This window comes from Desulfosporosinus sp. (assembly GCF_014237355.1).
GTDB lineage: Bacteria > Bacillota > Desulfitobacteriia > Desulfitobacteriales > Desulfitobacteriaceae > Desulfosporosinus.
The window spans coordinates 72003-88427 of the sequence record NZ_JABZFS010000080.1 but is presented as its reverse complement, the minus strand read 5'-3'; the positions used below and the strand labels follow the sequence as shown (position 1 = coordinate 88427).

The 16425-nt window shown below is 41.0% G+C and carries 24 protein-coding genes; 18 read left to right on the top strand and 6 right to left on the bottom strand.

The genetic code is table 11. The annotated features are described in order from the left end of the window. Positions 1–184: 184 nt before the first annotated feature. From HGJ98_RS19725 to HGJ98_RS19715, 3 genes are all read right to left on the bottom strand, one after another. Positions 185–1141, bottom strand: a complete 957-nt coding sequence (locus HGJ98_RS19725; protein WP_291353421.1) for a BRCT domain-containing protein — start codon at positions 1139–1141, stop codon at positions 185–187. A gap of 186 nt (positions 1142–1327) precedes the next feature. After that, positions 1328–1783, bottom strand: coding sequence for an ImmA/IrrE family metallo-endopeptidase (locus HGJ98_RS19720; RefSeq protein WP_367142752.1), 456 nt, complete (start codon positions 1781–1783; stop codon positions 1328–1330). 8 nt (positions 1784–1791) lie between these two features. Next, positions 1792–2286: a helix-turn-helix transcriptional regulator gene (locus HGJ98_RS19715; protein WP_291353419.1), complete on the bottom strand. Its 495-nt coding sequence runs from the start codon at positions 2284–2286 to the stop codon at positions 1792–1794. A gap of 166 nt (positions 2287–2452) precedes the next feature. On the opposite strand from HGJ98_RS19715, the gene HGJ98_RS19710 reads away from it, so the two are divergent. The 14 genes from HGJ98_RS19710 (at position 2453) to HGJ98_RS19645 (ending at position 10002) form a co-directional block, all read left to right on the top strand. Further along, entirely contained in the window at positions 2453–2701 is a 249-nt protein-coding gene (locus HGJ98_RS19710; protein ID WP_291353418.1) for a hypothetical protein, read from the top strand. Positions 2702–2872: 171 nt separating this feature from the next. Further along, positions 2873–3136, top strand: coding sequence for a helix-turn-helix domain-containing protein (locus HGJ98_RS19705; protein WP_291353417.1), 264 nt, complete (start codon positions 2873–2875; stop codon positions 3134–3136). 123 nt (positions 3137–3259) lie between these two features. Next, complete coding sequence (locus tag HGJ98_RS19700; protein WP_291353416.1) at positions 3260–3859, top strand: helix-turn-helix transcriptional regulator; 600 nt, start codon at positions 3260–3262, stop codon at positions 3857–3859. Continuing rightward, complete coding sequence (locus HGJ98_RS19695; protein WP_291353415.1) at positions 3816–4019, top strand: hypothetical protein; 204 nt, start codon at positions 3816–3818, stop codon at positions 4017–4019. Before HGJ98_RS19700 ends, HGJ98_RS19695 begins: the two co-directional genes overlap by 44 nt. Before the next feature lie 26 nt (positions 4020–4045). Then, positions 4046–4459 carry a hypothetical protein gene (locus tag HGJ98_RS19690; RefSeq protein WP_291353414.1) on the top strand — a complete coding sequence of 138 codons (414 nt, stop codon included), beginning with the start codon at positions 4046–4048 and terminating at the stop codon, positions 4457–4459. Positions 4460–4814: 355 nt separating this feature from the next. Then, positions 4815–5087: a hypothetical protein gene (locus HGJ98_RS19685; protein WP_291353413.1), complete on the top strand. Its 273-nt coding sequence runs from the start codon at positions 4815–4817 to the stop codon at positions 5085–5087. 34 nt (positions 5088–5121) lie between these two features. Next, positions 5122–5403 carry a 3D domain-containing protein gene (locus tag HGJ98_RS19680; protein WP_291353412.1) on the top strand — a complete coding sequence of 94 codons (282 nt, stop codon included), beginning with the start codon at positions 5122–5124 and terminating at the stop codon, positions 5401–5403. 1 nt (position 5404) lies between these two features. Beyond that, positions 5405–5773, top strand: coding sequence for a hypothetical protein (locus HGJ98_RS19675; protein WP_291353411.1), 369 nt, complete (start codon positions 5405–5407; stop codon positions 5771–5773). A gap of 2 nt (positions 5774–5775) precedes the next feature. After that, on the top strand, positions 5776–6705 hold the full coding sequence (locus HGJ98_RS19670) for a lambda-exonuclease family protein (RefSeq protein ID WP_291353410.1): 930 nt from the start codon (positions 5776–5778) through the stop codon (positions 6703–6705). Between the two features lie 19 nt (positions 6706–6724). Further along, positions 6725–7558, top strand: a complete 834-nt coding sequence (recT, locus tag HGJ98_RS19665) for a recombination protein RecT (RefSeq protein ID WP_291353409.1) — start codon at positions 6725–6727, stop codon at positions 7556–7558. Positions 7559–7615: 57 nt separating this feature from the next. Continuing rightward, complete coding sequence (locus HGJ98_RS19660) at positions 7616–8515, top strand: DnaD domain-containing protein (protein ID WP_291353408.1); 900 nt, start codon at positions 7616–7618, stop codon at positions 8513–8515. Positions 8516–8566: 51 nt separating this feature from the next. Further along, a complete protein-coding gene (locus tag HGJ98_RS19655) occupies positions 8567–9028 on the top strand; it encodes a hypothetical protein (RefSeq protein ID WP_367142751.1) in 462 nt (153 codons plus the stop codon). Positions 9029–9178: 150 nt separating this feature from the next. Continuing rightward, positions 9179–9460 carry a hypothetical protein gene (locus tag HGJ98_RS19650; protein WP_291353407.1) on the top strand — a complete coding sequence of 94 codons (282 nt, stop codon included), beginning with the start codon at positions 9179–9181 and terminating at the stop codon, positions 9458–9460. A 47-nt stretch (positions 9461–9507) separates the two neighbouring features. After that, a complete protein-coding gene (locus HGJ98_RS19645) occupies positions 9508–10002 on the top strand; it encodes a hypothetical protein (protein ID WP_291353406.1) in 495 nt (164 codons plus the stop codon). Positions 10003–10801: 799 nt separating this feature from the next. On the opposite strand, the gene HGJ98_RS19640 is transcribed toward HGJ98_RS19645, so the two are convergent. The 3 genes from HGJ98_RS19640 to HGJ98_RS19630 all read right to left on the bottom strand — a co-directional run bounded on the left by HGJ98_RS19640 (position 10802) and on the right by HGJ98_RS19630 (position 13849). Continuing rightward, the gene (locus tag HGJ98_RS19640) at positions 10802–11833 is read right to left on the bottom strand and encodes a RelA/SpoT domain-containing protein (protein WP_291353405.1); all 1032 of its coding nucleotides are present in this window, start codon (positions 11831–11833) and stop codon (positions 10802–10804) included. A gap of 116 nt (positions 11834–11949) precedes the next feature. Next, a complete protein-coding gene (locus HGJ98_RS19635; RefSeq protein ID WP_291353404.1) occupies positions 11950–12984 on the bottom strand; it encodes a Shedu anti-phage system protein SduA domain-containing protein in 1035 nt (344 codons plus the stop codon). A gap of 118 nt (positions 12985–13102) precedes the next feature. After that, positions 13103–13849: a hypothetical protein gene (locus tag HGJ98_RS19630; protein ID WP_291353403.1), complete on the bottom strand. Its 747-nt coding sequence runs from the start codon at positions 13847–13849 to the stop codon at positions 13103–13105. Between the two features lie 449 nt (positions 13850–14298). Between HGJ98_RS19630 and HGJ98_RS19625 the strand changes: the two genes are divergently transcribed. The 4 genes from HGJ98_RS19625 to HGJ98_RS19610 all read left to right on the top strand — a co-directional run bounded on the left by HGJ98_RS19625 (position 14299) and on the right by HGJ98_RS19610 (position 16424). Beyond that, positions 14299–14427: a hypothetical protein gene (locus HGJ98_RS19625; RefSeq protein ID WP_291353402.1), complete on the top strand. Its 129-nt coding sequence runs from the start codon at positions 14299–14301 to the stop codon at positions 14425–14427. Between the two features lie 59 nt (positions 14428–14486). Next, positions 14487–14714 carry an HNH endonuclease gene (locus HGJ98_RS19620; RefSeq protein ID WP_367142754.1) on the top strand — a complete coding sequence of 76 codons (228 nt, stop codon included), beginning with the start codon at positions 14487–14489 and terminating at the stop codon, positions 14712–14714. Positions 14715–14803: 89 nt separating this feature from the next. Further along, positions 14804–15187: a hypothetical protein gene (locus tag HGJ98_RS19615; RefSeq protein ID WP_291353401.1), complete on the top strand. Its 384-nt coding sequence runs from the start codon at positions 14804–14806 to the stop codon at positions 15185–15187. Then, the gene (locus HGJ98_RS19610) at positions 15180–16424 is read left to right on the top strand and encodes a terminase large subunit (protein ID WP_291353400.1); all 1245 of its coding nucleotides are present in this window, start codon (positions 15180–15182) and stop codon (positions 16422–16424) included. Before HGJ98_RS19615 ends, HGJ98_RS19610 begins: the two co-directional genes overlap by 8 nt. Position 16425: the final 1 nt, after the last annotated feature.

Sequence of the window (16425 nt, the reverse complement as noted above, 5' to 3'; positions counted from 1 at the left end):
CAGAGGATCTTATAGAGTCTTCAGGGCTTCTTGGCATATATATATAACTTCCTCTCTTATAATATAACCTAAATTAATATAAAATAACATAAAAGACAAAAATAAATAGCTCCAATTTATAGCAATTGAACCATTGTAACCGTCTTCCTTGCACACATGCTTAAGTCGTAAATGGGATACATTACTACCTCTTCATGTACACCTTAGTGTCTATACCCTTGCGCTGAGCGTATGGTAATAACTCATCCCAAAAATCGTTCTCATGAACTATGGTAATTGGATGACCGGATTTTCTCAAAATAACAGCCTTTTCAACTTTTCTCCCATAGCACGAATAAGCCCAGCATGGATTGCCATCTGCGCCAACAACGAGGTAATCTGTGCTTTTCGTTACGGTGTTGCTAAATTTGCCTCCACATAATTCAATTAGGGACTTTATCTGCTCTCTTTGGGCAAAAATTGAACATCCGGTCAAACAAAACGTTGAATTTTCTATTGTAATTTCAGGGCAAGCGGCACATATACCCTTTATGTTATATTTGGATTTTAACTCTTCTAGCTCGGTTTTGCTTATGTTTAATGATCGCGATGTATTGACGAATTCGCCGAAAAAGGCTTTTAGTATATTTTTCTCATCCTGATCAATTTTGCCGTCGGCCAGTACCGATATTATCAAGCTGTCAATCTCATCATAAGGATAGCAACCTTTTAAATCTTCATTTTCATTGATCCATTCAGACAGGTTTCTTATTTCGGTTTCGGTTACTTCGTTATCAGCTAGTATTCCATGACAGAGGCCATATAGACGCTGTAAGGAGGTAGTAATATAATCATAGAAGCCCTCAGAATTTTGTAGGTTTTTTGCAAGCCAAAAAATATCTTGAACTTCTTCATCCGTTAAGATGTTGTCTTCGAGAGCAGAATCAATGATAGGTAATAATTGATTGAAAGGATGCCTCTTTTCATACTTGCGGTAATAGTTGCACCAATGTCTTAGTTCTTCTAGTTCGCTTGGGTTGATTTTCTTGTCTAGGGTAATTCCTTCTAGGATCCCGATGAGAGTATTCAGGATGGTGTCTAATTCGGATTTTTTTGTGAACTCTCGATAGGCCATATCGTCATAAGAAATAGCGTTGGACATATTTCATCCCCCTCTTATCTTGTCCGTACCCTGAATGTTGTTTGCACTAGCTCATGGTGAGTAATTGGTATTACTCACTACTCAATAACTTAGTTTTATTTTGAATAATAAGATATTTCTAGTCGCAATATGTCGATATGAATAGATAGCAATAGAAGCTACGCCTGAAATGTCCAGGGTAGCTTCTTAATTATCCAGCTTTTTTAATTTGACTAACTCTTTTGGGATCCCGCAACTAGCCGCAATCTCATAGATTGATCGGGATTTATTATCATGTGCGCAAATAGTATAATCCGGCATAAGTAACTCAACAGCAAACTCGTTTGCCTCTCGTTCAATCCGTTGGACTGAAAAGAGGGTATAAGACCTTAAAAATGGAGTATTTACTTTTGGATGCAAGATAGCATGTCCCAACTCATGTGCACAGACAAACCGTTGCCAGACACTATTTAAACTGTTATTGATATGAATGAAGTTAATGCGCTTATAAGAGCTATAATAGCCTAATGTACTTCCCAATGGTTCATATATTATGATCATGTTTTTGGCCTCTGCAATCTTGCAGGGGTCATTTGTTTTATAGCGTCTAATAAGCTTGTCCGCTGCTTGCTTAGTTCTATTTATAGTAAACCCCTCCTCCACAGCAATGCCTATTTATATTTCTTAGGGGTAAATTTGTTTTTAGCAATTTGCTTGGCTAAGCGCATTGAATTTTCTAATGAGACCTTCATAAGTGCCTTGGTTTCATCATCAAGAGGTTCTCCATCAAATGCTAGGGCTTCGTTGCTTTCGAGATCAGACAGTATTCTATCTAGGTCCCTGGCAATGTCGCGTTCTTCTTTTGGGGTGAGGTTATTTGTATGAGTAATATTATCGGTACGGCCCTGTAGGTTACTGGTTTTTAATTTGCTTTTACCAGACAGTGGCTTTAGGTAACCCGCCTCGGTCATTAACTCCTCGTGTGAAACTTTTAAAAAAGGAGCCAGCTTTTCTAGAGTTTCTGGATTTGGCTTTTGTCCCCCCGATTCAATTCTAGAGAGTGTGGCAACGGTAACTCCAGAGGCTCTGGATAATGATCCAAGGGATTCATATCCGGCCTTTAATCGTAAGCTTTTCAAATGAGCTCCAATGTCATCTTGCGGCATTTACATCAACTCCGTTCAAGATTTCCCACTATTTAGTATAATACATTTATTTCGTTAACGTAATACTTACGCGTGCGTAAATAAATCAAGCAAAGTACTTGCGTGTTCGTAAGGCGTTGTGCTACTATAATGTTGCGAGGGCGTAATGGAGAAGGGAGGGATTTAGTTGGCTTCAATTAAATTAAAATTTAAAGTGTTCAAAAAAATAACCGATGGACTTCGAGATGTGGATATAGCAAGCAAAATTGGAGTTTCTACAGTTCAACTTTGGCGAGTCCGCTTACCAGATGATGATCCAAGGCACAATGATCCAGGCCCAGATTTTGTAGCAGGGGTATTAGCTGCATTTCCTGATATGAAGTTTGAAGACCTCTTTTTTTTACACGAACCGTTACGCTATCGTAATAGCGGGTAGTAAATCTAGTTACAATTGAGTGTGAAGGAGATGAGGCCCAATGAACCAGATCCGCTGTCCATATTGTGGCCGAAAACTTGCTGAGTTTAGTCTACGCGGATCTTTGGTCTTAAAGACAAAATGTCCGAAATGTAGTCATATAGTAGAAATTCAGGTGAGAGGAGAATGAAGATGGAGAAAACAGTTTTAAATCCAGCAACAGAAGGAGAGGAGAGACCCGTCTCCCAAGTTGCAAAAAGTATTACTCAAGTGATGCTCTATCCCTTTGAAGTGGCTGAACTCATGAAGGTTAGCCGGTGGACCGTATACGAACTCGTAAAACGCAAGAAGTTGCCGGCCACGAAAATTGGTAGAGGTATTAGGATACCGACTAAAGCGGTTATGGATTTTATTAATTCTGGGGGTACTGAGGTTCTGACAGGCAAGGAAGCTTGAAAGAATGACTGAAAGGCTGTTGACCATAGAATACATCTTACTCTAGCGGAATAAAATCCGCCTTTATTCCGGAATTACGCATGGACGAGCTTTAAATTTCCGCTTGAAAGAAGGTGAATGATAATGAGCATTGGACAAGTGATCAGAGAAACCAGGACGGAATTTCAGCTTTCGCTGCAGTCGTTAGCCGCACAATTATATATCGGAAAATCTTCTCTGAGTGAATATGAACGTGGGGAGCTGCCGACTCCACCAGAGGTCCTTTCCGGACTGACAAAGACAATTGATAGTCATCGTCTTTGCATGGCCGTAGCCGAAGAAGTAACGGGTGGGCTTTATGGGGCAGTTTGGCTGGATGGGGAGGTAGACTTGCACAGGACAACGGTTTGGGCAAAGACCCAAGAGGAACTTGAAGAGGCAATAGAGGCTTTAAAGGCAGCCAAGATGATCATAAGCCCTCCGGAGACTATAAACGAGCAACAAAGGGAGATAATCTTTGAAAGCTTACTGCAGGCGCTGGACGCCAGAGTAGCAATCGACCACTATCTAGATGTGATTTGTCGTGAATATGAGTTTAGTGCTACAGAAGTCAAGGAGAAACATCGGCAAAAGCTTGAAAGCCGTGGTTATGTTAAGCCTCGAACAAAATGCTTAAGACACTTGGAGGAGGTAAAAACATTTGGACAAGAGCGATATCGTAAGTCCGAGCAGAAAAGTTCTTAAGTTTATCAACGATTGTTTTGTACCAGGATCCGTGACAGTAAAAGAGTGCCCGCTGGTTCCGGGTGGGAAAATCATCCGGGACAAATCAGGTTCAGAATTGCTGATATTTTGGAGCGTCGAATACGAGTGCCTGATGCAAGCAGATCTGGGAAAGTGGTGAAAAGAGTTTATTAAGGTGGTGAAGCTATGTCATACGAAATCATCCAGAAACGCGGTTATGTTGAGCTCTGGATTGACGGAAAGTTCGCTGGGAGCTTTGATTCTGAAGAAGAGGCAATGGATGAGAGCGGCATAGGAAAGAGAGGTGAGGTCCTAATGAAAGAACAGATAACCAATAAGGACCAAGCGCATGATGTGGTAATGAAGATTATGCACTCACCGCGCGTGGGCTGGATTACAAAAGGCAGCCGGGCAAAGACGAACGAGAAGATTGAGATATCAAGAGTGCTTGCAAAAGAGCTGGCCGACAAAACTCTCAGCTTTTACCTGACATTAGAACTGTTGCCTTCGGATCCGTTTTGCAATTGTAAACAGATAGAGGCCTTGCTTCAGAAAGCAGTCCAGGAATTGCCTGAAGGCGACACACAGCTTACGAGTTAGAGCAGCTTATGTTCAGGTTTTGCCCGGCATGTGGGAAAAAGTATGGCGAGGAGAGGTGAAAAATTGATGTATTGCCGGATGGATTAAGGAGGTCGGCAACTTTGAAAAACACTGTACTAACTCCACTCTGTAAGTGTGGACAAGCCATAACGTTTCCTGAAGGAAAAACCAAAGCCAGATGCCCCGTTGACGGATGTGGGATGAGGTGGGAGAGAGGACCTGAAGGATACTGGGCGACGGGACTATTCACAATTATATTTACCCCACTTTTCACTAGAAAGTCTAGGCAAAAGCTAAATCATTATCAAAAGTACATGAAATGGAGAAACAAGACCAAAGGAAGAAGGGCTCACAAATGACCTATGAACGCTTTTTTCAGCGTCTTGAAATATGCGGGGGGTGCACAGGGCCGAGAGATAAAATGCAATGCCGATTTGCACTTGTATGCGCCTATGTTGAAAAACTCGCTAGAAAAGGAGTGATTAAAAGTTCGAAGGATTTTTGTTATCCCACTACTGGCAGCGATCTTATGTTTAACACCAACGGAGGCTGTTTGTCCGGAGCTGTCGCAATTACACGACCAGCAATCGAGATACCATCAGGGATTCGATCCTGCAACCTCGATTAGCCGAGGTACATCCTCAAAGTTCGAACGACGAATAATGATCGTCACGGCTTATACGGCCAATGACAAAGGGATGGATGGTAAGGGCATCACGGCCAGCGGTGAACATGTACTAGAAGGTCGGACTATAGCAGCGGATCCGAGTTTTCCATTTGGTACCCTGATCTATATACCTAAATTGGATAATACGTACACCGTCACGGATCGGGGTGGTGCAATATGCGGGGATAAGCTAGATCTTTACATGGAGAACCGTAGAGATGCCATAGAATTCGGAGTTTGGGAATTAGAAGTTCGGATTGAAAAAGTGGAGGGATGAAATGAAACAACTCACAGCAGGTCAACTTATAGATATCCAGGGCCTCGCCAGAAATCATAACCATTTGGTATCCAAGGCAAGTATAGATTTTCACGAGAATGGACTCATGCGAGTTACGATCATTTCAGCGCTAGATGCCGATCAGGATGATCTATACGGAGTGCTAGAGGACATATTCCCTGGCATGGAGTACCGAGGCAATGTCGGCGTTGAGATTGATGGTGGCGAACTATCGGAATTCCATTTTATTGACTATAACGGCCAAACGCCTATACATCTGTGCATGAAAAAAGCTCCCGCTGGAACGGAAGCCGAAAAGAAAAATTCGCATGAGATATTATATAACAAATTTGTAAAGATGGGGTTATAAAAATGGGGGTTCAGTTACTCGTAAAAACTAAGGACATGACTCGTGAAGATTGGCTGAAATGGCGCCGCTGTGGAATAGGAGGATCTGATGTAGCTGCTATCGCAGGTCTTAGTAAATATAGAAGTCCAATTGGAGTGTGGCTAGATAAGACAGGTCAAATTGAGCCTGACGAGGCAGGGGAAGCAGCCTATTGGGGGACACTTCATGAGGAACTGATTGCACAGGAATTCATGAAGAGAACCGGAATGAAAGTTAGACGTAGGAATCAAATGCTGCAGCATTCTAAATATCCATGGATGCTTGCAAACTTGGACAGGGTAGTCGTAGGTGAAAGTGCATTTCTGGAATGCAAGACGGCTTCAGAATATCTTAAGTCATCGTGGGAAGAGGATAAGGTACCTGATGCTTATATGCTTCAAATACAACATTATTTAGCAGTTACAGATCTTCCATCTTGTTATATCGCCGTTCTGATTGGGGGGAATAAATTTCGGCATCAAAGGGTTGATAGGGACAACGAACTTATTGACTATATCATCACTATTGAGCACGATTTCTGGCAACTTGTAGCTAAGAGAACACCGCCAGAAGTTGATGGGTCAGATGCTTCGACCGAACTGCTCAATCGGTTGTATCCCTCAGCAGATCCGGGAAGCGTGATTCTTTTGCCTGATGAGGCTAAAGTGCTTCTTAAACAATATGATGAAGCAAAAGAAAACTTAGAGCACTGGGAAAATAGGAAGGAGGAATCTGAGAATAAAATTAAGTTACTTATGGAAAATAGCGAAATTGCGGTACTTGGAGATCGCAAGGTCACTTGGAAGAGCGTAACGTCCAATCGAATAGATAGTAAGAGCCTAAAGAAAGCTCATCCAGATCTATATGTTCAATTTACCAACCGGAGCGAATCCCGTCGATTCATTATTAAATAAGGAGTGGAGGATAAAAGAGATGGATAATAACGCTTTAAAGGACAAGCTTGCAAATAAGGCACAGGCCCCAGCGAAGGTAAACGACCCAGCCAGAACAGTGGCAGCTTACTTGGATAAAATGCAGTCACAAATTGCAAAAGCGCTGCCTAAGCATATGAACGCTGACCGGCTTGCCCGGATCGCGCTGACAACTATTAGGACGAATCCAAAACTTTTGGAGTGTAGTATCGAGAGTTTGATGGGAGCGGTTATGCAGTCAGCTCAACTGGGGCTAGAACCTAATATGCTGGGTGCTTGCTATATCATCCCCTACGGAAAAGAGGCTCAATTCCAAATTGGTTATCGCGGAATGATTGACCTAGCACGACGATCCGGCCATATTCAATCAATTGCAGCCCATGAAGTTTATGAAAATGATTTATTCAAACTCCAGTATGGCCTGGATGAAAAGCTCGAACATATTCCCTGGCACCTACGAGATGATCAGAAGTTCACGGAACAAGGGCAGATTCGTGGATTCTATATGGTCGCTAAATTCAAAGACGGAGGGTATCAGACCCATTACATGAGTAAGACAGAAATTGATCAGCACCGAAAGCGTTCAAAGAGCTCAAATAATGGCCCGTGGGTAACTGATTACGTTGAGATGGGAAAGAAAACCGTCGTTAGATCTGCGTGGAAATGGTTGCCGATCTCCATCGAGGTAGCCAAGCAAGTGGAGTCCTCAGATGAGACCATAAAGGCTGATATTGCCGAAGATATGACGGATGTCCCGGAAGTCATTGTAGATATTACTCGGACGGATGAAGACTCTCAGATAGATCAAAGCAATGCTGCTGAACAGCATGAGTGATAACCCCCAACGTTCCTAAGTATTAGCTTTATCAAATTTCCGTTAGGAGGAGGACAAATGGCAAAGATGCCCTGGCTTAAACTCTACACCGAAATAAGAACCGACCCGAAGATGCAGGCATTAAGTGATTTAGAATTTCGGACTTGGATAAACATCTTGTGTTTATCTGCAGAGTCAAAAGTTCGGGGTATTATTTGCATCGAAGAAGGCCTAGCTTATCCTATTGAAGGGTTGGCTAGGACTCTCTTTATTTCAAAAGAGGAACTAACATCTTGTCTTAAGAAGTTCCAAAAGCTTCGCATGATCGATGTGGATCAAGATGGGATCATTACGGTTATCCACTTTGATGATAGACAATATGAAAAGCCTTCTGACAAGCCTGAAGAAGTTGCAAAGCGTGCGCGTAAACATCGAGAGAAAAAGAGTAACGCTAATGTAACGCCAAAGCAACGCGAAGAAAACGCTATAGAAGAAGATGAAGATAAAGAAGGAGATATAGATAAAGATATTAATATCATCACCATCACCGCGCGCGAGGAAATTGAGACAAGCTTGAACGAGGATGAGGAAGCCATATCCGAAACTGGCGAAGACCGCCCCGTGGCTATTGGCACAAAAGCCGTCGATTGGGCTCATAAGAAATGGGGGAGGATGATTTCCCCAGGAGAGGCTGAGGATATTATCGCATGGTGTGATGAATTCTCATCCAGAGGAAGTCCGGATCCAGATGCCGTGGTCATTGAAGCACTCAATGAGTGTGATGCAGCTGGGCCAGACAAGCGGAATAGAAAATATCTTGGAGGTATCCTTTCCAAATGGCGAGATGTTGGTGTTCTGACAGTTGATCATATTAAGACCCGTGAAGCTGAACGTAAAAGCCAAAAAGGGCACAAGCGCGGGAATAAGGATCCTGTTAATAAAGCCTCTCCTGGGAAGTACGAGGGCTTTTATCTGTAAATGATGACTAGCATACGAAGCAGAGCATGAACAGGAGTTGAAAAGAGCGCAATGACAAACAGTCGCGATAAAGGTGCAGCCGGTGAGCGCGAGTTTGCTCGGCTCTGTAGGGATCAAGGATATGATTGCAGACGAGGCCAACAATTTAGTGGGCTTGAAGGGGAAGATGTCGTTGGCCTCCCTGGAATCCACATTGAATGCAAGAGAGTTGAAGCGCTCAACATTGAAAAAGCAATGATTCAAAGCCGAAGGGATGCCAAAGAAGGCGAAATGCCAATTGTGGCTTTCCGCCGAAACCGTGAGAAATGGAAAGTCTGCATGGATGCCGAGGATTGGTTCAAGATTTTTAGAGAATGGGAAGCTGGTCAGGATTTGGCAAGGAGGGAAGCAAGTCATAAAAAGCACTCGTTGTACTTAACGGCCAATATTATGCCGGCGAAAATGCCCAAGAAAACAAGCTCATATTTGAACCTGAGAGGGCCAAGGCAGTGCCGGTTGATGAAGGACGTTTAAATATATTATCCATGCAATTTCAGGATGGGTTATGGACAATGAAATTGAGCTGAGAAGACTAGAAATACTTAGAGAGAAGAGAGGATTGAGGTCAAATGTGCAACTGCCGCAAGTGTAAAGGACAAGCCTCTAAATGTCAGTGCAAGGCTTGTGAAGAAAATGATAAATGTAAATATCCGTATACTGACGATTGTCGGTGGGAGAGGATCGGAGGGAAGAAAGGTGCTTAAGTGCGGGGATAGATTCTGCAGTAATCCGGAAAGAAAAACCGAAAAGGATGTCCAGGAGTGTAGGGTAATAAGTCTTGGCAAGAAGCCAAAGATGAAAAATTGTTATTACCATAGGGAAGGTGCTGGCTGCAAAGAATGTGGGGGTAAGACTGTTACGGTTGGTGTTGCTATGCATTGCTTAGTTTGTGGGTCAAGTGAATAACTCGAAGGACAAACTTTTAGCTAAATGTGGATAAGGAGGTAAGGGGCTTGGAGACAACTGAAGCCGCAACTGAGGAAAAGAAAAAGCGTGTAAAGCCGTTGTGGTACCGACAAACGATCCGTCGGTTTACGGCATACACGCAGGACAAACTTCGTCTACAGATACTTATTGCACAACTTGAGAACGAATTTCCTAGTAATACGGCTCAGATTAGCCTAAGCCCTGGCCGCTCCATTGGAAAGATTGGCGATCAAACAGGTAGCTATGTAAATAGGAGAGTGGAGCTTGAAACCGAGATTAGGGATCTAAGGCAAAAGATCTGGGAGGTTGATATGATTCTTGGCTCTCTGGGAAAAACGGAGAGAAAGTTGATTGATCTTAAGTATATGCAGCGGTTCAACAAAGATTTTTGGGTAGCAGGGGAAATAGGGATTGCTGTGAGGTCGTATTACAGGTTAAAGGATGAGTTGATTGTTTTGGCTGCTCAGATGTTTGGGTACGTCAAAAGGGAGCAGATTAGTTTTGAGGAGTTGGTGGGGTAAAAAATGAAAAAGCGCCTATAAAGACGCTTTATCGTAGCTCTAGGTGTTTAAACACTATGCTAACCTTTACACTAACTCCCCACGACTACTAGAGCTACAAACAAAATCGGCAATCCGTTCATTAGTAACCACCCCGTTTTACAATTAGGTTTAAGAATTAAATAGATATTTGCTATGTTAGTGGATATTAGTCCCGCAATCAATGTGCCAGCCCACCACCAACTACTACTTAAAAGGATTGCAACCTTGGAGGGGAGTGTGGGAATCGAACCCACTCCAGTCGTATAACTTTATTATGTTAACATGTATTATAATCGATATTAGTCAGTCAGACAAGTTCTTTTGAATTGGCAAAAACTAGCAGTGAGCTAAAATTCAATTGTATATAATATAAAATGAAAGAGGTTAGAAAGGGGCAGCTTTTTAATATGGTTTGAAAATATTATTTTTTTAATTAGACTTTTGGACTCATTTTGTTTTGTGGTTATGGCGGCGCAGATATTTGGGTATGTAAAGAGGGAGCAGATTAGCTTTGAGGAGTTGGTTGGTGAAGGTTGAACACTCATCCTTAGTTTTGCCAACGTCCCGCGTATTCTCGAAGTCAGATTACTACGTCCATATTCTCTCAGATTTCGGGAATACGCTGTTCTACGACGTATCGTGCCCCCAGATTAAGACAGAGCTGTATTAAGTATTTACCGACAAAACTCCAAATCACAAAAAATAAATATATGAATGTAACCTGATTTGCTACAGAATTTGGTCATAATCTGTATATCTACCATAAATTAGAATACAACTATTTTTCGTTAATAATTTCATTTATAGTAGTTACGAAGTCGTCGATATCAGAAAAGTAGTTTGGGTAAGCAGCTTTTAGTGTGCTAAATGAGGATACCGATACCAAAACAGCGTCAATTTTGTTTTCAGCTCTGGTGCTTTCAATTTGATTATACTCTTTTGTTGCTTCATCTATCTGGCTTGGTTTATAAAATTTCATCCTAAGACGTCGTGTAGTATAGTTTAAGATTAGTATGCAGTAGCTTATGCGCTTACTACTTTTCTCATCCAAACGATCAACTGCTACACGAATCCCGCTTAGCATGCCTAAATAGTTGTGCTTGGACTCAAGTAATTGCAATTCTGAAATAATATCTTCTGGTTGTTCAGGTGTTTCAGGTACAATTGGCATATCTTCTTTTAACGCAAACAGCGAGGATATTAGTGCAAAGAAGCGTAGTGCATCTTCTTCCCCATTGCTGGCTTTCAACGCTTGCTTGGTAAACAACCCCATCGTTTCTACTGCAGTGGCCCATAAATGCTGCAAATATGTTCGTATTTGAATTTCAATGAGCATATTACGATTATATGTCTCTTTAGTGTCGCTTTGATATTGATACACTAGATGATAACTCCTGTAGCCAGAGCGCTTTGGTTGTTGTATATAATCGTATTCTTTCTTTAGAACATGGCGAACACGAGATGATTTGTATTTTTTTGCCGCATCATATACATCATCAATAGTGGGAACGACAACCCTACACCCACCCAAATCTTGCATAGTCCAAAGGCTCATAGTGGGCTCTCGTTCTAATTTTTTAACGATTGAATCAAGTCGCTTCAACCTCTGCGCAACAATAAAATTAGGTTTATCATATTTTCTTTTCAAGTGACAATAAATAACTTGAAGCGGGAATGCGTGTGAAGCTCTCCAATTATCAATAACCTTTAATGCTTCTTTATTTTCTTCAGCACTGGAAGCAGTATCTTTTATGAATTTTCCTGCATTAATAATTTGACCCTTTGAGTATTCAGGCGATTTCCATTCCATTTTACTCCTCCTTTGAATACTGAAATATAAATTGCATTTATTGTCCTCATTTTAAACTTCCTCTTACTTCGAGCTAAATAAACTACAACCAATTAGCTGGTTTAGATGACGTGGGGCTATCCCAGTTTCTTCAAATTTTCCACATATCGATTAGCTCTATCTAATAGTTCATCGTAAGTCATAATAGTTATATGATGAAGTTCTGAGTTTTTTCTTTTTAGAGCCTTAATATCCGCATCACTTAGTTCTTTTTGTCTACCAACTATCACCCAGCATTCAGGGTCCATAATTCCTTGCAAAGAATTACGAGCATAAGATAGATTTTCCTGAACCCATTGACGCCAATCTTCTACCTGTTTTTGTGCGTGCATAAGTCTGGCTGATGGGTCACCATTATTATTAAATAATTTGAAACTAGGTGGTTCAATTTCTACCAAAATGTACTCGGTCGAACTACTTTCAATTACGAAATCAGTAATATACTCCGTTCCTAGACGATGTTTAGGAATTATAGATAAGGCCGATGGATACATCAGTACCGGATTTTCTGTCAGATATCGCTGACAAACCTCTTCATTTGGATTTGAATCTAAGACCAAACGAAAACCTTTTATTATCTCTTCGAGCTTTTCAAAGATTTTCGGAGTATCTTGTCTAGTCAAATTATTCATATCCATTAAGTAAGCACTTGTAAACGTTAACACATCTTTTCTGGCCTGATCCCTAGCGCTATCTTCTCCCCATCGAGAGATTCCTAGCTCAGTTGTTACCTCCATTGTTACCCATGGAGTTGACCATTCAACTGGCCCCATAGTAGTTTCCATTTTCACATTCATATCCGAAAACAACATATTCAGCGGTCGAGATAATGGTATTCCACCAAATACCAGAATCTCATCACTTAATTCTTTAATTAAATTTTGGGCATATAGCGCAGAAACAGTGAAATGAAAAGAATCCGTCTCATCATACCAATGAATAATTACAAGTCCATCCTGAACAAGATAAGCTTCGATTTTCCTATGACCTTTCAAAAAATCCGGAAAGGCATCCAAAACAGTTGTTAATCTACTCATTTGCATTCTTAATTCATCATAGTAGGCACGTTCATATCTCCTAATACGATTTTTAATTTTCTCAGAATCAATCATTCTTATTATTCTCCTTCTAATCCATGTCGTCTAAGGCCCCAGCAGTCCGAAGCATCTTACCTTATCCATATATTCTAAGTTTCGGGAACTGCGTGTTATATGACGTACCAACTTGCGCTCAATTCTTCTTAGAGACTTTACTCTTTATTCTTCTTACAATATTTTTAAAACTTTTACTTTTCCTTCTATTCCTTTTCACTGCAAATTCCTTAATAGTAAACATCATACCGTAGACCATTGTTAAAAATAATATTAAACCAATTGTGCTTTGGAAGTTAACTTCTTTAGGTAATAATTCAACAGGTATAATTCTATCCCATATAACAACATAAAGTACAAGAAAACTAAGTCCAAGCGCAAAAGAAGTAAAATAATAAATAACTCTTAGAATACTTAATGATACAACTAAAAACGGATTTTTAAATGAATCATCTTTAAACTGAATGTGATCTTCATAAATAATATCGTGTGCATCCCAAAATTCAGTTTCAATCATATTTAATAAGTTAGTTAGTTTTTCTGATAATATAGATTCATTTTGTTTGTTCTCTTTAATGTACTTGTTATATGTGCTCCTGAGGTCATAGAAGTATTCCAATATAGAACAAGTACCAATAAATCGAATCTTAGAATCAACACCAGAATATGTAACCAAAAAATCTTCTAGTAATTTATCTCTTTGGATGCTATCTTCTGCCTTAGTTATATTCAAAAGAAGCTCATACATAGGAAAATAAACTTCATTATAACTATTAGTCAACTCTTTTATAAACTTTTCTTTCTTTTTAGTTCTATCATTGAACTTGTATCCAATATAGGCAGTAATTACAGCAATTAATATAACAGAAAAACTAATTTCTTCCACTTCTTTCTCCCCTATTCTCATATCTATCTAAGTTGGTATGTCATATAACCATGAATTCTCTACAAGTGTCGGAGACGCCCAAAATATATATGTAATACGCATGTGTCGGTAATACTCCGTTTATCAACACAAGAAATATTCATTTTGATAGAAAAATGGTGCTTTTATCTATTAATAACTAATTTTCAAATGCTAAATACTTTCTACAAAAACTTTCCAATTCCTTTAGGAAATGACAATATTTTTTGAGTCGTAAAAAAGGTATCAGTGTTTTGATTCTGGCAGTAAATTGGCATAAAGCTGGCAGAGTCTTGGCACTTAAAACTCGCAAATATATGTTAATGTGTAGGTGTAGAGAATTTTGAAAAGTGCTCTTGCTGTGTCCCAGTGCAGTAAAGGGCTTAAGAGCCGAAAGGCTCTTTTCTTATGTCCAATAAGGAGGGCAGTACATGGCTAATGAGACTCTAAAGAAAGAACCGGTTAAATATCATCCTAAAATAAAGTACGAGGATACAAAGATATTTAAAGCACTTGATCGGATGATGCGGTCGAATAAGGGTATATCTGGACCAATGTAATGGCAAGGCATCCCGAGATCTATAAAAACAAAGAATGAGAGAAGGCAAGACAGTTTGTCATTATTAGAGCTAACGGTCTCTGTGAGCAATGCCAAGCTAAGTGTATCATCAAGCCGGGCAAGGAAGTTGACCACATCATTGAATTAACCGATTCAAACAAGCATGACTGGAACATAGCTTACAATCCGGATAACCTACAATACTTGTGTTCTGATTGTCATAACCATAAAAGCGGGAGAAGTACAGGATTACAAGATTTCACAACCCCCCCCGGGGTAAAAAAGTAATGCTTTTAGCTTGGGGACCGGGGAGGGAAGGTTATTTATTACGCGAGTTAGATCCGTATAGGGGGGTGTGGTGGGGAGGTGATAAAACCATGAAAAAGGAACATCAAGATTTAACGAAAGAAGAGCGAATTAAGAAAGAGATCCAAAGACTTAAGCGTCTTTTCAAGAATATGCCCAAAGAGACCATGAACAGAGTTTTATCGCTGATCACCAACGCTGCCTTCATGACCATTACCCTTGAGGATCTGCAGGAAACCATTAACCGAGAAGGCACTGTCTCTGAATACAAGAACGGTGAAAACCAATTTGGAACGAAAAAATCACCTGAGGTTGAGATCTATAATACGATGGTGAAGAACCACATGAGCATAATCAAGCAGCTGACAGACTTAACGCCGCAGGGTCCTCCACCTAAAGCCCCGGAGCCGGATGCCTTCGAAAAAATTATCCTAAGGCGGGGGAAAGGTGGCTAGGCCTAAGGTCGCTCTTCCCGAGTATATAAAAAGCTGGCATGATTATGTTGATCGAGAGCCTAAAAAGCATTGTAAAGACATCAAAAAGCTAAAGAAACTCATTGAATCCTTACTTAAAAACCCAAAGGTCTTCTACGACGATACCGACGTAGAGGCCTTTATTGATTTCTGCAAACTCGTTAAGCACAAGGAAGGCCGCTGGGCCGGACAACCTTTTGAATTATCCATAGAGCAAAAGTATATATCTGCCTGCATTTTTGGTTTCAAAATTTATGACACCGAACTCCAGATGACCGTTCGATACTTTAGGGAACTCATCCTATTCGTGGCCAGAAAATGGGGTAAATCTACTTTCATTTCAGCCATTGCAGACTTTCTCTTACTGGCCGACGGAGAACCGGCTGCTCAGGTGTGGTGTCTGGCCACCATGAAAACTCAAGCGGCCATTGTTTACGAAGCGGCAAAATCTTTTCTGCAGACGAGTGATGTTCTGACCCCCAAAGATAACCCCAAAAAACATTGGCGGACTAAGAGGGATAAAGACAACACTGAGATGATCCTGTTTCCTGCTACCAATTCATACATGAAAGCCGGCAGTAAAAACAGCGAAGGTCAGGACGGTTTAAACCCTCATGGTGTTGTCATCGATGAGCTTCATGCAATTAAAAACCGTAACACCTATGATGTCTTTTCCTCGGCCCAAGGAGCCCGAGCTCAACCGTTGAACGTCATCATCTCAACCTTTGGCTTTGTCCGTGAAGGAATCTTTGACAGCATCTTCGAGCGCTGTAAAAAGGTCTTAAACGGAAAGAGTAAAGAGCGCGTCTTCCCGATGATCTTGCGGATCGACGATGATGACAAGCCTGAGGATCGAACGTGCTGGATAAAGGCTAACCCAGGAGCAGGGGAAGCCAGACCCACCATGAGTTATCTCGAAGGCGAATATCAAAAAGCCCTGGAAGACCATGCTCAAATGCCATCGTTTTTGGCCAAGCATCTGAACAGGGCCAGCTCCTTAAGCATGATCTATTTTGATCTCCCCATTGTTGATCAATGCGCTATCGATATGACCGAGGACATGATACGGGATCTTTATGCAGTTGGAGCAAGTGACATTGCTGAGACGACGGATCTTTGTGCATCGTCAGCCCTGGTACCCATCGGAGGCAAACTGTATTTGTTTCAAAAGTATTTCATTGCCCGGTCAAGGATTGAGCAAAACAAGCAAGGCAGATAAA

Coding starts and splice junctions, on each gene's coding strand:
- HGJ98_RS19625 (WP_291353402.1), top strand. CDS start 14,299: ATGGCTAATGAGACTCTAAAGAAAGAACCGGTTAAATATCATCCTAAA.
- HGJ98_RS19635 (WP_291353404.1), bottom strand. CDS start 12,984: ATGATTGATTCTGAGAAAATTAAAAATCGTATTAGGAGATATGAACGT.
- HGJ98_RS19725 (WP_291353421.1), bottom strand. CDS start 1,141: ATGTCCAACGCTATTTCTTATGACGATATGGCCTATCGAGAGTTCACA.
- HGJ98_RS19680 (WP_291353412.1), top strand. CDS start 5,122: ATGATCGTCACGGCTTATACGGCCAATGACAAAGGGATGGATGGTAAG.
- HGJ98_RS19670 (WP_291353410.1), top strand. CDS start 5,776: ATGGGGGTTCAGTTACTCGTAAAAACTAAGGACATGACTCGTGAAGAT.
- recT (WP_291353409.1), top strand. CDS start 6,725: ATGGATAATAACGCTTTAAAGGACAAGCTTGCAAATAAGGCACAGGCC.
- HGJ98_RS19615 (WP_291353401.1), top strand. CDS start 14,804: ATGAAAAAGGAACATCAAGATTTAACGAAAGAAGAGCGAATTAAGAAA.
- HGJ98_RS19705 (WP_291353417.1), top strand. CDS start 2,873: ATGGAGAAAACAGTTTTAAATCCAGCAACAGAAGGAGAGGAGAGACCC.
- HGJ98_RS19700 (WP_291353416.1), top strand. CDS start 3,260: ATGAGCATTGGACAAGTGATCAGAGAAACCAGGACGGAATTTCAGCTT.
- HGJ98_RS19675 (WP_291353411.1), top strand. CDS start 5,405: ATGAAACAACTCACAGCAGGTCAACTTATAGATATCCAGGGCCTCGCC.
- HGJ98_RS19660 (WP_291353408.1), top strand. CDS start 7,616: ATGGCAAAGATGCCCTGGCTTAAACTCTACACCGAAATAAGAACCGAC.
- HGJ98_RS19640 (WP_291353405.1), bottom strand. CDS start 11,833: ATGGAATGGAAATCGCCTGAATACTCAAAGGGTCAAATTATTAATGCA.
- HGJ98_RS19685 (WP_291353413.1), top strand. CDS start 4,815: ATGACCTATGAACGCTTTTTTCAGCGTCTTGAAATATGCGGGGGGTGC.
- HGJ98_RS19655 (WP_367142751.1), top strand. CDS start 8,567: ATGACAAACAGTCGCGATAAAGGTGCAGCCGGTGAGCGCGAGTTTGCT.
- HGJ98_RS19690 (WP_291353414.1), top strand. CDS start 4,046: ATGTCATACGAAATCATCCAGAAACGCGGTTATGTTGAGCTCTGGATT.
- HGJ98_RS19715 (WP_291353419.1), bottom strand. CDS start 2,286: ATGCCGCAAGATGACATTGGAGCTCATTTGAAAAGCTTACGATTAAAG.